This window comes from Pseudomonas sp. B10(2017) (genome assembly GCF_002113295.1).
GTDB lineage: Bacteria > Pseudomonadota > Gammaproteobacteria > Pseudomonadales > Pseudomonadaceae > Aquipseudomonas > Aquipseudomonas pudica.
In genome coordinates, this window is sequence record NZ_NEJU01000001.1 from 418,428 (window position 1) to 431,409 (window position 12,982).

A 12,982-nucleotide genomic window follows, 5' to 3' on the forward strand; every position below is an offset into this window, starting at 1 on the left:
GAAGAATCCAACACGGTGCATGGCACCGGCTGTGCCGGTGTTCGCGGCTAAGGCCGCTCCCACAGGGGCCCTGCCAATTCAATGAGTCACTCGTAATTCCATGAAAGTGTGCAAGCGCTCTTGGCTGGCCTAGTCCTTGTTCAGCGGGTGCAGCTCCCTGAACCCCCGCGCTTCCTCCACCAGCCAGTCATGCACCGCCCGCGCCCCCGGCTGGTTCAGCCCACCCGGCGGGTAATGCACCACATAGCGCTTGTGATTGGCGATCGGCACCCCGAACGGCACGATCAGCGCCCCGCGCTCCAGTTCGTCGTTGAGCAGCGTGCGCCGGGCAATCGCCACGCCAATGCCGGCAATCGCCGCCTCGATGGTGAGGTGGTTGCGATTGAAGGTGTGCCCGCGCCGTACATCCAGGCCGGCGGCGCCTATGCCCTCCAGGTAGAACTCCCATTCGGCATATTCCGAACTGCCGCGCCAAGCCGTGATGTCGTGCAGCAGCGGGTAGTGGGCAAGGTCTGCCGGCCCGTGCAGTGGTGGGCGCCCACGCAGCAAGGTGGGGGAGCACACGGGGAAGATCTGCTCGTCCAGCAGCGGCGTCGAGAGCATGCCGGGGTAGCTGCCATCGTTCAGGTCGATGGCCAGGTCGAAATCGCCCGGGGTCAACGCTTGTGCACTGTCTTCGGCCACCAGGCGCAGTTCGATGTCCGGGTAGCGTTGTTGAAAGCGCGGCAGGCGAGGCGTGAGCCATTTGGCCAGGAACGACGGGATCGAGCGCAGGCGCAAGGTGCCGCGGATTTCCCCTGCGTCCAGGCGCACCAGTTCGGCTTCGATGCTGCCGTAGGCTTCGGTCACTGTCTGCGCCAGGCGTTGCCCTTCGGCGCTCAGTTCCACGCCGCGCGCCCGGCGCAGGAACAGCCGATAGCCCAGGCGCTCCTCCAGCTGGCGCATCTGTTGGCTGACGGCGCCCGGAGTGATGTGCAGCTCTTCGGCACAGCGGGTGAAAGACAAGTGCCGGGCCGCACAGGCGAACACGTGTAGCCAGACGAAGGTCTGGCCATTGAGTTGACGTCGCATCGTTTAGTACCACTAAAGCCTTGCTTAGGAAGTTTCGTTGGTCATCCATGAGCCAGCGCGGCAGTATCGCGCAAAATCGCAATACCGCTCAATTTTTCCAGATAACCGTGCTGCGGCTTCATACCCGGGTACGGTCAGGCATTAGCATGGCTATCAGTGTTTTCGACCTTTTCAAAATCGGCATCGGGCCGTCCAGTTCCCACACCGTCGGCCCGATGCGGGCGGCGGCTACCTTTGCCCAGGCCCTGCGCGAACAGGGGCTGCTGGCCCGGGCAAGCCGTGTCGAGGTGCGGTTGTACGGCTCGCTGTCGGCCACCGGGGTTGGTCACGCCACCGATCGCGCCTGCCTGCTTGGCCTCATGGGGCAATGGCCCGACCGTATCGACCCGGCCACCATCGAGTCGCGCATTGGCCAGGTGATGCAGGAGCACTGCCTGATGCTCGATGGCAGCCACCCGCTGGCGTTCGAGTACAGCCGCGACATGCTGCTGCTCGACGAGAACTTGCCGTACCACCCCAATGCCATGAGCCTGGAAGCCATGGACGGGCAGGGCAGCCTGTTGCGCCAGACCTACTATTCGGTGGGCGGTGGCTTTATCGTCGAGCAAGCCGAGATCGATGCGCCAGCAGTCGAAGCGAATGCTGTGGCGCTGCCGTACGAGTTCGACAGTGCTGCGCAGTTGCTGGCCTTGTGCAAGACCCATGGCTTGAGCGTGGCGCAGCTGATGATGGCCAACGAATGTGCATGGCGCCCAGAGGCCGAGGTGCGCGAGGGCCTGCTGCGAATCTGGGGCGCCATGCGTGAGTGCGTCGACAATGGCCTGCGCAACGAAGGCATCCTGCCGGGCGGGTTGCACGTCAAACGCCGCGCCGCGCGGCTGCATCGCAGCCTGCAGGAGCTGGGCAAGCCCAACGTGATCGGTTCCACCCTCAGCGCCATGGAATGGGTCAACCTGTTCGCCCTGGCGGTGAATGAAGAGAACGCCGCCGGCGGGCGCATGGTCACAGCGCCTACCAACGGTGCGGCAGGCATCATCCCGGCGGTGCTGCACTACTACATGAAGTTCAACCCGGGCGCGTGCGACGCAGACGTGGTGGACTTCCTGCTGGCGGCAGCGGCGGTCGGCATCCTGTGCAAGAAGAACGCGTCGATTTCCGGGGCCGAGGTTGGTTGCCAGGGCGAGGTGGGCTCGGCCTGTTCGATGGCCGCTGCCGGCCTGGCCCAGGTGCTGGGGGCTACGCCGCCGCAATTGGAAAATGCCGCCGAGATTGCCCTGGAACACAACCTTGGGCTGACCTGCGACCCGGTGGGTGGCCTGGTGCAGGTGCCGTGCATCGAGCGCAACGCGATTGCTGCGGTGAAAGCGATCAACGCGGTGCAGATGGCGTTGCGGGGGGATGGCGAGCACTTCATCTCGCTCGACCGGGTGATCCGCACCATGCGTGATACCGGGGCGGACATGCATGCCAACTACAAGGAGACTTCGCGCGGTGGCCTGGCCGTTGCCTTCGTCGAATGCTGAGTCACCGCAACGGTCAGCGCGGTCTTGTGGGAGCGGCCTTGTGTCGCGAAAGGGCTGCGAAGCAGCCCCATTCATGCGCCTGAGCTGAGATCCCGGGACCGCTCTGCGGCCCTTTCGCGACACAAGGCCGCTCCCACAGGTTCCGTGTCCGGTCGGTATCAGCGGGCTTTCTGCTTCGCTTCCAGGAAGCTCGCGCGCATGTCCTTGGCCCAGCCATCCAGCACCGGCTTGACGTCGTTCAGGGTCAGTTGCGTGGTCTTGTTCTCCAGTTCCTGCCCCGTGCCCTTGCGCACGACCTGGGCCAGCACTTTCTGGCTGGCACCATCGAGGAACGCAGCCTCCACGCCGACATCAACCTCCTGGTCCCGGCCGCCCATGGCGGTGTTCACACCGGCTGAAATCAGCGCGATAGGGATGACCTCATAGGGCTTGAGGCCCTCGTTGCTGGTGGACACCGCAGTAATGGCCGGGCGCACCACGATCACGCCCGGGCCGGGACCCTTGGCCAGCGGTACCACGCTGCCCATTTCACGGCGCAGCGCTTCGTTGAAGTAGCGGGTGATTTCCTGCAGCGTCTGCGCCGAGATGACTGCCGTCGGCTGCGGCCTGGGGTAGAACTGGCTGGGCTCGATGAACACCTGGCTGTACTGGTTGACGTTGATCTTGGGGTCGATCCAGCGCATCACCGGGTCACCCGACGGGCTCTTGGTTTCCTGCAGCCGGCTGTAATCCTTGAGGAAGCCGGAGTAGTCCTTCGGGTCCACGCGATTGCTGGAGCAGGCGGCAATGGTAAGCAGTGCGGCGCACAACAGGGTAATGCGGGGCAATGATTTCATGATGAAAAGGCATCCATGATAGGTCGGCCAGAACAACGCTAGCAGGTGCGCGACAGTTGGCCAGTGGGCTGGTTCAATCTGTAATGGGAATTGGCTGCGGTAATGTTCCCAGGCGCGCAAATTCCTACAGTGTCTTGGGACCTCGCTGGCTTTTCAGTTTCTGCCACCCTTGGAAAACTATGCCCGTAAAGGGTATGGTTGGGGGCCGGTGATGGAAATTTTCAAGCGCAAGGATTTCGCGCGTTGGCAAGCCGCTCACAGGCTCAGCGATGAAGTGCTGTGTAAAGCAGTGGACGAGATGTGCAGGGGCCTGGTCGATGCGAGCCTGGGTGGTGAGTTGTTCAAAAAACGCGTGGCAGCGCATGGTGCGGGAAAGCGCGGCGGTTATCGAACCCTTCGCCCGCATTGGCAATCGATGTGTTTTCCTGCATGGCTTTGCCAAAAGTGACAAGGCAAATATCACCTTGGAGGAACAGAAGGCGCTGCGATTCGCTGGCAAAGTCTTTCTGGATTTATCACCGCTAGCGCTCTGCCGGGCGTTGCAGGCGGGTGTGCTGATGGAGGTATGTTGTGAGCAGCAAACTGATTGAATCGTTACGCGAGGACCTTGTCGCTCTGCACGAGGCCGGAGCGATCGGCAAGGTCACGCTTCGGGATTACGAAGCGCTATGCCCTGCACCAGTGCGAGATTTCAGCGCACTGGACATACGCCGTTTGCGCGAGGCACTCAACTTCAGCCAGCCGGTCTTTGCGATGCATTTGCACACGAGCGCATCGACAGTGCGCAAATGGGAGCAGGGCGAGACACGCCCATCGGGACCGGCTTTGAAGCTGCTGAATATCATTAAAAACAAAGGGTTACAGGTTCTTCTTTGAGTCCTTTGTCTGATTTTTTGAAAGTCCTTTAAAAACAGTGAATTACGGAATTTTTTGAAAATTTTCTTTTAACTTCCGATTCGCAGGCAAGCCTGCTGCCACGTCAACCCAGCACCTCCCGCAATCGATACCACAACATCCCCAGCGCCAGCAGCGGCGAGCGTAATGCCTTGCCGCCGGGGAAGGTCAGGTGTGGCACGGCGCTGAACACGTCCAGCCCCTGGCTGTGGCCGAGGGCGATGCTTTCGGCCAGCAGTTTCGCCGTCCAGTGCGTCACGTTAAGCCCATGCCCGGAATAGCCCTGGGCGTAGTAAACGTTGGGGTGCTGGCTTAGGCGCCCGACCTGAGGGAAGCGGTTGGCGGTGATGCCGATCATGCCGCCCCACTGGTAGTCGATACGCACGTTGGCCAGCTGCGGGAACACCTTCAGCACCTTGGGCCGCATGTAGGCGGCGATGTCCTTGGGGTCGCGGCCGGAATAATGGCAGGCGCCGCCGAACAGCAGGCGCCGGTCTGCCGTCAGGCGGTAGTAGTCCAGGCCGACTTTCTGGTCGCACAGCGCCATGTTCTGCGGGATCAGGCTGTTGGCCAGTGACTCGGGCAATGGCTCGGTAGCCACCACGTAGCTGCCGGCCGGCAGCACCTTGCCGCTCAGGCGTGGTTCCAGTTCATCGAGGTGGGCGTTACAGCCCAGCACCAAGCTGCCTGCCCGCACCTTGCCACGAGCCGTGTGCAGGGTCACGCGGGGGCCATGCTCGATGCGCAGCACCGGGCTCTGCTCGAAGATGCGTACGCCCAGCCCTTGGGCGGCGCGGGCTTCGCCCTGGACCAGGTCAAGCGGGTGCAGGTGGCCCGAGCCCATGTCCACCAGGCCGCCGGCGTACTGGTCGCTGGCGACGATTTCATGCAGCTGGTCGGCACTGACCAGGCGGGTTTCGGGGCGATAACCGAGTGCGGCCAGGTCGTCCTGTTCGTCCTTGAAGGCGGCGAACTGGGCAGGGGTGTTGGCCAGTTCGCAGAAGCCCCAGCGCAGGTCGCAGGCAATGCCGTACCGGGCGATGCGGCTGGCCACCAGCGCTACCGAATCGATGCCGGCCTGTTTCAGGTACTGCACGCCGTCCTGGCCGACATGCCGGGCAAAGCCGCTGACGTCATGGCCGATGCCGCGAATCAGCTGGCCGCCGTTGCGGCCGCTGGCGCCCCAGCCGATTCGCCGGCCTTCAAGCAGCACAACCGAGAGCCCGCGTTCGGCCAGTTCCAGGGCGGTATTGACCCCGGTCAGCCCTCCGCCGACCACGCACACATCGGCGCTCAGTTCGCCGTCCAGGCTGGGGTAGGGTGCCGCATCGCGTGCCGTCGCGGCATAGTACGAAGCGGTGTGTTGAGTAGTGAATGACATGGGCGCTCTCGACTCAGCGGTTGGACTTGATCTTGCTCCAGGAGCGGGTCATGACGCGCATGATCTTCGGGCTTGGCGTGCTGGAAATGTACAGCTTGTCCAGCACATCCTGGGGAGGGTAGATCTCGGGGTTGTTTACCAGCGACGCGTCCATGTAGGCCTGGGCGTCGGGGTTGGCGTTGGCATAGCCGACCGTGGCGCTGACCTTGGCGATCACCTTGGGGTCGAGCAGGTAGTTGATGAACGCCAAGGCCTGTTCAGGGTTGTTGGCGTCCTTGGGGATGGCCAGCAGGTCGAACCACAGGTTGCTGCCTTCCTTGGGGATGCTGTAGGCGACTTTCACGCCGTTTTTCGCCTCCACGGCTCGGTTGGCGGCCTGGAACACGTCGCCGGAATAGCCGAAGGCCACGCAGACATCGCCATTGGCCAGGTCGGAAACGTACTTGGAGGAGTGGAAGTAGGTGATATAGGGGCGCAGTTCGAGCAGGCGGGCTTCCGCCTTGGCATAGTCAGCCGGTTTTTCGCTGCGCGGGTCCATGCCCAGGTAGTTGAGCACGGCTGGGAACAGTTCGTCGGGCGAGTCCATGAACGCCACGCCGCACTGCTTGAGCTTTTTCAGGTTCTCGGGCTCGAACAGCACTGCCCATGAATCGATGTGGTCGACGCCAAGGGCCGCCTTGACCTTGTCGATGTTGTAGCCGATCCCGTTGGTACCCCAGAGGTAGGGTACGGCGTACTGGTTGCCCGGGTCGTTCTGTTCAAGCTGCTTGAGCAGCTTGGGGTCCAGGTGCTGCCAGTTCGGTAGCTTGCTGCGGTCCAGCGGCAGGAAGGCGCCGGCCTGGGCCTGGCGTGCGAGGAAGTGATTGGATGGCACTACCACGTCATAGCCGGTGCGCCCGGCCAGCAGCTTGCCTTCGAGGGTCTCGTTGGAGTCGAACACGTCATAGACCACTTTGATCCCGCTGCTGGCCTGGAAGTCGGCCACGGTGGTGTCACCGATGTAGTCGGTCCAGTTGTACACGCTGACCGAGGGAGTGGCCTGGGTGTTGGTGGCGAACAGCAGGGTGAATGCGGCGGGGATCAGGGCTTGCAGATGACGCATGGGGACACCTCGTTGGTATTGTTCTTGGCGTTCAGTGTGTTGGGGCTGCTCCTACAGGTCCAGTGCATGCCCTGGAAGGTGATTACACGCTCAGCATCAGGAATTCGCGCTCCCACGAGCTGATAACGCGCTTGTAGTTCTCATGCTCGGCGCGCTTGACCGCCACGTAACCCTGGACGAACTGCTTGCCCAGGTACTGCTGCACGGTCTCGCAGTCTTCCATGTGCTGCAGGGCGTCTTCGATGGTGATCGGCAGGCGCAGGTTGCGCCGCTCGTAGGCGCGGCCCTGCACCGGTGCGCTGGGCTCGATGCGCTCGACCATGCCCAGATAGCCGCACAGCAGGCTGGCGGCGATGGCCAGGTACGGGTTGGCATCGGCGCCCGGCAGGCGGTTTTCCACGCGCATCGCTTCGGGGCTGGAGGTGGGCACGCGCAGGCCGGCGGTGCGGTTTTCTTCGCCCCACTCGACGTTCACCGGTGCCGAGGTGTCCGGCAGGAAGCGGCGGAACGAGTTGACGTTGGGCGCGAACATCGGCAGCAGCTTGGGGATGTACTTCTGCAAACCACCGATGTGGTGCAGGAACAGCTGGCTCATGCTGCCGTCTTCATTGGCGAAGATCGGCTTGCCGGTGGCGATGTCGACCACGCTCTGGTGCAGGTGCATGGCACTGCCGGGCTCGTCGGTGATCGGTTTGGCCATGAAGGTGGCGGCCACGTTGTGCTTGAGCGCAGCTTCACGCATGGTGCGCTTGAACACGGTGATCTGGTCGGCCAGGTCCAAGGCGTCGCCGTGACGGAAGTTGATCTCCATCTGCGCCGGGCCGTCTTCATGGATCAGCGTGTCCAGGTCCAGGCCCTGGATCTCGCACCAGTCGTAGACGTCTTCGAACAGCGGGTCGAACTCGTTGGCGGCATCGATCGAGAACGACTGGCGACCGCTTTCGGCACGGCCGGAACGCCCCAGTGGCACTTGCAGTGGCAGGTCCGGGTCTTCGCAGCGCTGGGTCAGGTAGAACTCCATCTCCGGTGCCACGATCGGTTGCCAGCCTTTGTCGGCATACAGCTTGAGCACTTTCTTCAGCACGTTGCGCGGCGACAGCTCGATGGGGTTGCCTTGCTTGTCGAAGGTGTCGTGGATCACGATCGCGGTCGGCTCGATCGCCCACGGGATCTGGTACACGGCGCTCGGGTCTGGGCGGCAGACCATGTCGATGTCGGCGGCATCGAGCAGGTTGTAGTAGATGTCATCGTCGACGTAGTCGCCGGTGACTGTCTGCAGCAGCACGCTCTCGGGCAGGCGCATGCCACGCTCGTGGAGAAACTTGGCGGTGGGGGCGATCTTGCCACGGGCGATACCGGTCAGGTCGCTGATCACGCATTCGACTTCGGTGATCCGGTGTTCTTTCAGCCAGGTGGACAGCTGATCGAAGGGGGCGTTCATACAGACCTCTTGGTTGGGTTTTAGTGTGGAAGCAAGCGTGCCAAGCGTAAACCGGTGAACGGTTTCGAAGGCGTCCCGCTTCCCAGGTGACGCGCTGGAGACTATCTTGGTCGCAGCCCGCATGGCTGATCTATCCACTTTCTCCGGCAATGAATGCACCAAAAGAGTGCAACTAGGACCGAGCGTGACAACCGCCAATGCCCTGCAAGTCCAGGCTTTCCACACCACCGACGTGACCGAACAAGTACGTGCCACCCCTGGCTGGCAGCAGCAGTACCGGCAGATGTCGCCTGGGCATTTCAGCGGTGAACTGCGTTGCCTGGGGCTTGACGGGGTGGAGGTGTACGAGGAGCGGCTGAACACCCGGGTGGAGCAGTTTTTCCGCGCACCCAGCGGTTCGCTGGCGTTCTGCTTCGACCGCAGCGAAAACAGCCTGTATCTGCTGAACGAGCAGAGCCGCAACATCTGGATCACCCCGGAGAACTACCAGGAAGTGGCGGTCGTGTTCGACCAGGCTTTCCTGGCCCGTCATGGGCTTGACCCGCAGCGCCTGGAAGGGTTGTTCATGGTGCCGCTGGGCAGTGGGCAGAATGCGTTGTTCGGCAGTTGGCTGAGCGCGACACTGACCCGCCTGGGCGAGGCGGATTGCCCGCTGCAGGGGCAGGCCCTGGCGGAGCAGCTGCTGGAGGACTGCCTGTTCATCCTCGACAACGCATGCCAGCGCCTGCAGGGCGTGGCGTTGGGCCGGCGTGACGAGGAACGGGCGATCATGCGCCGGGTGAGCGAGTGGGCGGCCGACTGCCCGGAGGAGACGCTTAACCTGGTGGAGCTGGCGGATGTTGCCGGGGTTTCCCTGCGTCAGTTGCAACAAGCCTTCAAGGCGTTTACCGGGATGCCACCGGTGCACTGGTTGCGCCTGCGCCGGCTGAACGGTGCACGGCGCGATCTGCTGCGCGGCGGTGAAGTGACCGTGGCCGAGGTGGCGATGCGTTGGTCGTTCTGGCATTTGGGAAGATTTTCAGAGAGTTACCGGCAGTTGTTCAAGGAGTTTCCCAGTGAGACCTTGAAGCGGGGCAGGGGCTGAGTCTGGTGGTGTAGCTTGATGGTGTAACTGCTCCTACAGGATCGCCTCAATGCAGGCATCGTGAGGTCCCTGTGGGAGCAGGTTCACCCGCGAAGAGGCCGGCCCAGGCATACACAGCCCAGCATTCCACCGCGAAAATTGCTATCGTGCCGCCCTGATTCCACCCGAGGTGCCGATGTTCTACCTGCCTTTGCCCAGCGACCAGGCCGACCGCCTCGCCAGCGAGCCCATCACCGACTTCTTCACCACCGCCAGCGTCCTCGACGCCGCCGCAGTGCTGTTCGTGCAGAACCTGCCGCGCCAGTCCGCCACCGCCTCCGCGGATGCGCAGGAGCGTCGCTTTGCCGAAATGGTGCGTATTGCCAACGAGGTCGAAGGCGCCGCGCCGGGGCGCTTCCAGGGCCAGGTAGCGCAGCACTTCGATCGCGAAGCCTTCGCCATGGGCCTGGGCATGCTGGGCGAAAACGGTATCGCACTGCTGTCGACCGAGGTGCAGTACCAGGCCGACGAGCTGCTGGACGCCGAGGGCCAGTGGAACTTCCAGTTCGCCGACAGCTACCGCCAGCGGGCAACTCCGCTGCACCCGGTGTACCTGCCGTCACTGGCCAGCGACCTGATGCTCAGCGACCAACAGAACCGCCTGCTGCGCGAATTCCTCAGTGGTATCGATGAGTCGGTGGCGGTACAGGGCTTTGCCGGCACCGGCAAGACCTTCCTGATTCACCAGTTCGCCAGGCTGCTCGAGCCGCAGCGTACGCTGTTGCTGGCCTTGACCGAAGGCCAGCTGCGCGCGCTGCAGGCGCGGGTCAAGGACGCCGCTGCCTACACCGCGCTGACCTTTGGCCAGTTGGCCGACGAGTTGCTCAACCGCGACCTCACCAACAATGGCTGGCGCCTGCGCGACCCGTATCGCACCAAGCTTTCGTGGCGCCCGCAGGATGCGCAGGTGGTACGTTGGCTGGCCATCCCCGACATCGGCCCGCTCGCCGCGCGCGATGTGGTTGCCTTGTGCATCCGTGCGGTACGCACGTTCTGCCACAGTGCCGACACCCAGCTGCAGTTGCATCACTTGCCGTGGGCAGGGCCTGGGACCACGCCACTGGACCAGGAGGTGTTGCTGGAAAAGGCACGGCTGTACTGGCAGGAGCTGATTCGCCCGTCGGCACGGGACATCCAGTTGCCGGTGCGCGACTACCACCGGGTCAAACTGCTGTCGCTGACTGGTCATGTGATCGACAGCCGCTACACCCATGTCATCGTCGACGAGGCTCACGAGCTGTCGGCACCGATGCTTGCCGTGCTCGACCGCAGCCCGCAGTCGATCATTGCCCTGGGTGACGAACTGCAGAACCTCAACGGCCTCAGCGCGCATCATGGCGGCTTCATCCGCCAGCGTTACATCGACCACTCACTGCGGGCCGGGCCGGCGATGGACAACGTGCTCAACCCGCTGATCCAGGCCCACCCGGCAGCGATCCAGGCAGCGTTCAGCGGCAGTGCCGAGCATTACACCCGGGTCAGCTTCTTCGATGCGGTAACGGTGCCGGAACAGCCTACGGCGCTGATCGTCGACGATGAATGGGGCCTGTTTGGCTGGTTCCAGCGCCTGACCCACCAGGGCGTGCCGTTCGTGCTGCTGAAAAGCGCGCGCAAGGACTTCGAACTGTTCGTCGAAGACTGCATCGAGCTGTACCGCCATGGCACCCGGCCGCGTCACCCGATGTTGTTCCGCTATGCCAGCTGGCAGGCGCTGGAGCAGGACAAGGGTGATGACAAGGCGTTCGTCGCCGTGGCCAACATGCTGCGCAAGGGCTACACGCCAGAACACTTTGCCAGGGCCAAGAGCCGTTACCGTTGGGACAAGGCACCCAAGCTGTTCCTGGGGCGGGTACGGGATGTGAAGAACATGGAGTTCGCTCGGGTGATGGTGTCGCCGGAGCTGATGGTGGTGCCGCAGGTGGCGGGGAACCGCAATGAACGGGCGCGTATGCTGGCGGGGTTGTATACCGCCTGTTCGCGGGCGCGGCATGAACTGATCGTGCCTGGGGGGATGCTGGACTGGGTCAAGGACCAGGTTCGCGATTGAGGCCCGTCGGGCTGCTTTTTCAGCCCTTCAAAGTCCTTGTGGGAGCGGGTTTACCCGCGAACACCGGCGCAGCCGGTGCCAGGCACCGTGTCGCCTGATTCGCGGGTAAACCCGCTCCCACAGGGCCGCAATGCGGCCCCTGAGCATCGGATCAGTTACGGTCCAGCCACACAGTCTGGGCATTGGTGAACTCACGCACGCCAAAGTGCGACAATTCACGCCCGAAGCCGCTTTTCTTCACCCCGCCAAACGCCACGCGAGGGTCGGAAGCGCAGTAGCCGTTGATGAACACGCCGCCGGTATCCAGCGCCGCGGTCATGCGCTCGGCCAGTGCGTAGTCGGCGGTGTAGATGGTCGAGGCCAGGCCGAACTCGCTATCGTTGGCCAGCTCCACCGCATGCTCCGCGTCACGTGCGCTGATGATCGCCGCCACCGGCCCGAACAGCTCCTGCTTGAACGCAGTCATCTGCGGGGTGACGTTCGCGAACACGGTCGGCGCGTAGAAGTTGGCAACGCCATCGACCTTGTGGCCGCCCAGCAGCAGGGTGGCGCCTTCGGCGATGGTCGCCTGGACCTGGCCATCAAGCTCGTCGCGCAGGTCGTAACGGGCCATCGGGCCGATGTAGGTATCTTCTTCCAGCGGGTTGCCGACCTTCAGCTCGCGAGTGGCCTCGACGAACTTGCGGGTGAATTCGTCAACGATGCTTTCCTCTACGATCAGGCGCTTGGCCGCAGCGCAGACCTGGCCGGTGTTCTGGTAACGGCCGATCACGGCTGCTTTCACGGCGGCATCCAGGTCGGCGTCGGCCAGCACGATGAACGGGTCGGAACCGCCCAGCTCCAGCACGCACTTCTTCAGCGCCGCGCCGACTTGCGCACCAATCGCCATGCCGGCACGCACGCTGCCAGTCAGGGTCACCGCGGCGATGCGCGGGTCGTTGATGGCTCGGGTGACGCCGTCCGGGGTCACGTTCAGCACTTCGAACACGCCTTCCGGCAGGCCGGCATCCTTGAACAGCTCGCCCAGCAGGTAGGCACTGCCCATCACGTTCGGCGCGTGCTTGAGTACATAGGTGTTGCCGGCCAGGATCGCCGGCACTGCGCCGCGCAATACCTGCCAGACCGGGAAGTTCCACGGCATCACGGCCAGGATAGGGCCCAGCGGGCGGTATTCGATGCGGGCTTTCTCGACCTGGGTCGGCTCGGCGGCGAGCATGGCCGGGCCATGTTCGGCGTACCAGCGGCACAGGCCGACGCACTTGCCGACTTCACCACGGGCCTGGGCGACAGGCTTGCCGATTTCGCGGCTGATCATTTGCGCGAAGGCTTCGGCCTTGGTTTCGAGGGTGCTGGCCAGGGCAAGCAGGTACTCGCTGCGCTGACCCAGCGACACCTGGCGCCACTGGCGGTAGCCAACCTTGGCGCGTTGCAGCGCCGCTTCCAGTGCGGCGTCGGTGTCGAACGGGTAGGCGCCGATCTGCTCGCCGCTGTACGGGTCGAGGGAGATGGCGTGGGTCAGGCTGCTGATCGCGCTCATGGCGGGACACTCTCGTTGTTGTTTAAC

The 12,982-nt window shown here is 63.5% G+C and carries 10 protein-coding genes and 1 pseudogene; 5 read left to right on the forward strand and 6 right to left on the reverse strand.

The annotated features are described in order from the left end of the window. Positions 1-129 precede the first annotated feature (129 nt). Positions 130-1,071 carry a LysR substrate-binding domain-containing protein gene (locus tag CAF92_RS02075; protein WP_046614233.1) on the reverse strand — a complete coding sequence of 314 codons (942 nt, stop codon included), beginning with the start codon at positions 1,069-1,071 and terminating at the stop codon, positions 130-132. A gap of 146 nt (positions 1,072-1,217) precedes the next feature. On the opposite strand from CAF92_RS02075, the gene CAF92_RS02080 reads away from it, so the two are divergent. Further along, positions 1,218-2,594 carry an L-serine ammonia-lyase gene (locus CAF92_RS02080; RefSeq protein ID WP_085598874.1) on the forward strand — a complete coding sequence of 459 codons (1,377 nt, stop codon included), beginning with the start codon at positions 1,218-1,220 and terminating at the stop codon, positions 2,592-2,594. A gap of 158 nt (positions 2,595-2,752) precedes the next feature. Here CAF92_RS02080 and CAF92_RS02085 read toward each other — a convergent pair whose 3' ends face one another. Beyond that, a complete protein-coding gene (locus CAF92_RS02085; RefSeq protein ID WP_046614231.1) occupies positions 2,753-3,430 on the reverse strand; it encodes a DUF3313 domain-containing protein in 678 nt (225 codons plus the stop codon). Positions 3,431-3,641: 211 nt separating this feature from the next. Here CAF92_RS02085 and CAF92_RS02090 point away from each other — a divergent pair. Together CAF92_RS02090 and CAF92_RS02095 are read left to right on the forward strand one after the other, a co-directional pair. After that, positions 3,642-4,020, forward strand: a pseudogene (locus CAF92_RS02090) (type II toxin-antitoxin system RelE/ParE family toxin). Further along, a complete protein-coding gene (locus CAF92_RS02095; RefSeq protein ID WP_003260255.1) occupies positions 4,001-4,306 on the forward strand; it encodes a DNA-binding transcriptional regulator in 306 nt (101 codons plus the stop codon). The pseudogene CAF92_RS02090 and the gene CAF92_RS02095 overlap by 20 nt, the downstream one beginning before the upstream one ends. 103 nt (positions 4,307-4,409) lie before the next feature. Here CAF92_RS02095 and CAF92_RS02100 read toward each other — a convergent pair whose 3' ends face one another. The 3 genes from CAF92_RS02100 to CAF92_RS02110 all read right to left on the reverse strand — a co-directional run bounded on the left by CAF92_RS02100 (position 4,410) and on the right by CAF92_RS02110 (position 8,248). After that, complete coding sequence (locus tag CAF92_RS02100) at positions 4,410-5,705, reverse strand: FAD-binding oxidoreductase (RefSeq protein WP_046614229.1); 1,296 nt, start codon at positions 5,703-5,705, stop codon at positions 4,410-4,412. A 13-nt stretch (positions 5,706-5,718) separates the two neighbouring features. After that, entirely contained in the window at positions 5,719-6,807 is a 1,089-nt protein-coding gene (locus CAF92_RS02105; RefSeq protein ID WP_046614228.1) for a polyamine ABC transporter substrate-binding protein, read from the reverse strand. A gap of 82 nt (positions 6,808-6,889) precedes the next feature. After that, positions 6,890-8,248, reverse strand: a complete 1,359-nt coding sequence (locus CAF92_RS02110) for a glutamine synthetase family protein (RefSeq protein WP_046614227.1) — start codon at positions 8,246-8,248, stop codon at positions 6,890-6,892. A 184-nt stretch (positions 8,249-8,432) separates the two neighbouring features. On the opposite strand from CAF92_RS02110, the gene CAF92_RS02115 reads away from it, so the two are divergent. After that, positions 8,433-9,332 (forward strand): helix-turn-helix domain-containing protein, encoded by a 900-nt coding sequence (locus CAF92_RS02115; protein ID WP_085598876.1) that lies wholly within the window; start codon positions 8,433-8,435, stop codon positions 9,330-9,332. A gap of 175 nt (positions 9,333-9,507) precedes the next feature. Further along, positions 9,508-11,418 carry an AAA family ATPase gene (locus tag CAF92_RS02120; RefSeq protein WP_085598878.1) on the forward strand — a complete coding sequence of 637 codons (1,911 nt, stop codon included), beginning with the start codon at positions 9,508-9,510 and terminating at the stop codon, positions 11,416-11,418. Positions 11,419-11,569: 151 nt separating this feature from the next. Here CAF92_RS02120 and CAF92_RS02125 read toward each other — a convergent pair whose 3' ends face one another. Further along, entirely contained in the window at positions 11,570-12,955 is a 1,386-nt protein-coding gene (locus CAF92_RS02125; protein WP_085598880.1) for an aldehyde dehydrogenase family protein, read from the reverse strand. Positions 12,956-12,982 lie beyond the last annotated feature (27 nt).

Bases quoted from the DNA above. Each gene is read 5' to 3' on its own strand.
- CAF92_RS02075 (WP_046614233.1), bottom strand. From the start codon at position 1,071: ATGCGACGTCAACTCAATGGCCAGACCTTCGTCTGGCTACACGTGTTC.
- CAF92_RS02080 (WP_085598874.1), top strand. From the start codon at position 1,218: ATGGCTATCAGTGTTTTCGACCTTTTCAAAATCGGCATCGGGCCGTCC.
- CAF92_RS02085 (WP_046614231.1), bottom strand. From the start codon at position 3,430: ATGAAATCATTGCCCCGCATTACCCTGTTGTGCGCCGCACTGCTTACC.
- CAF92_RS02100 (WP_046614229.1), bottom strand. From the start codon at position 5,705: ATGTCATTCACTACTCAACACACCGCTTCGTACTATGCCGCGACGGCA.
- CAF92_RS02105 (WP_046614228.1), bottom strand. From the start codon at position 6,807: ATGCGTCATCTGCAAGCCCTGATCCCCGCCGCATTCACCCTGCTGTTC.
- CAF92_RS02110 (WP_046614227.1), bottom strand. From the start codon at position 8,248: ATGAACGCCCCCTTCGATCAGCTGTCCACCTGGCTGAAAGAACACCGG.
- CAF92_RS02120 (WP_085598878.1), top strand. From the start codon at position 9,508: ATGTTCTACCTGCCTTTGCCCAGCGACCAGGCCGACCGCCTCGCCAGC.
- CAF92_RS02125 (WP_085598880.1), bottom strand. From the start codon at position 12,955: ATGAGCGCGATCAGCAGCCTGACCCACGCCATCTCCCTCGACCCGTAC.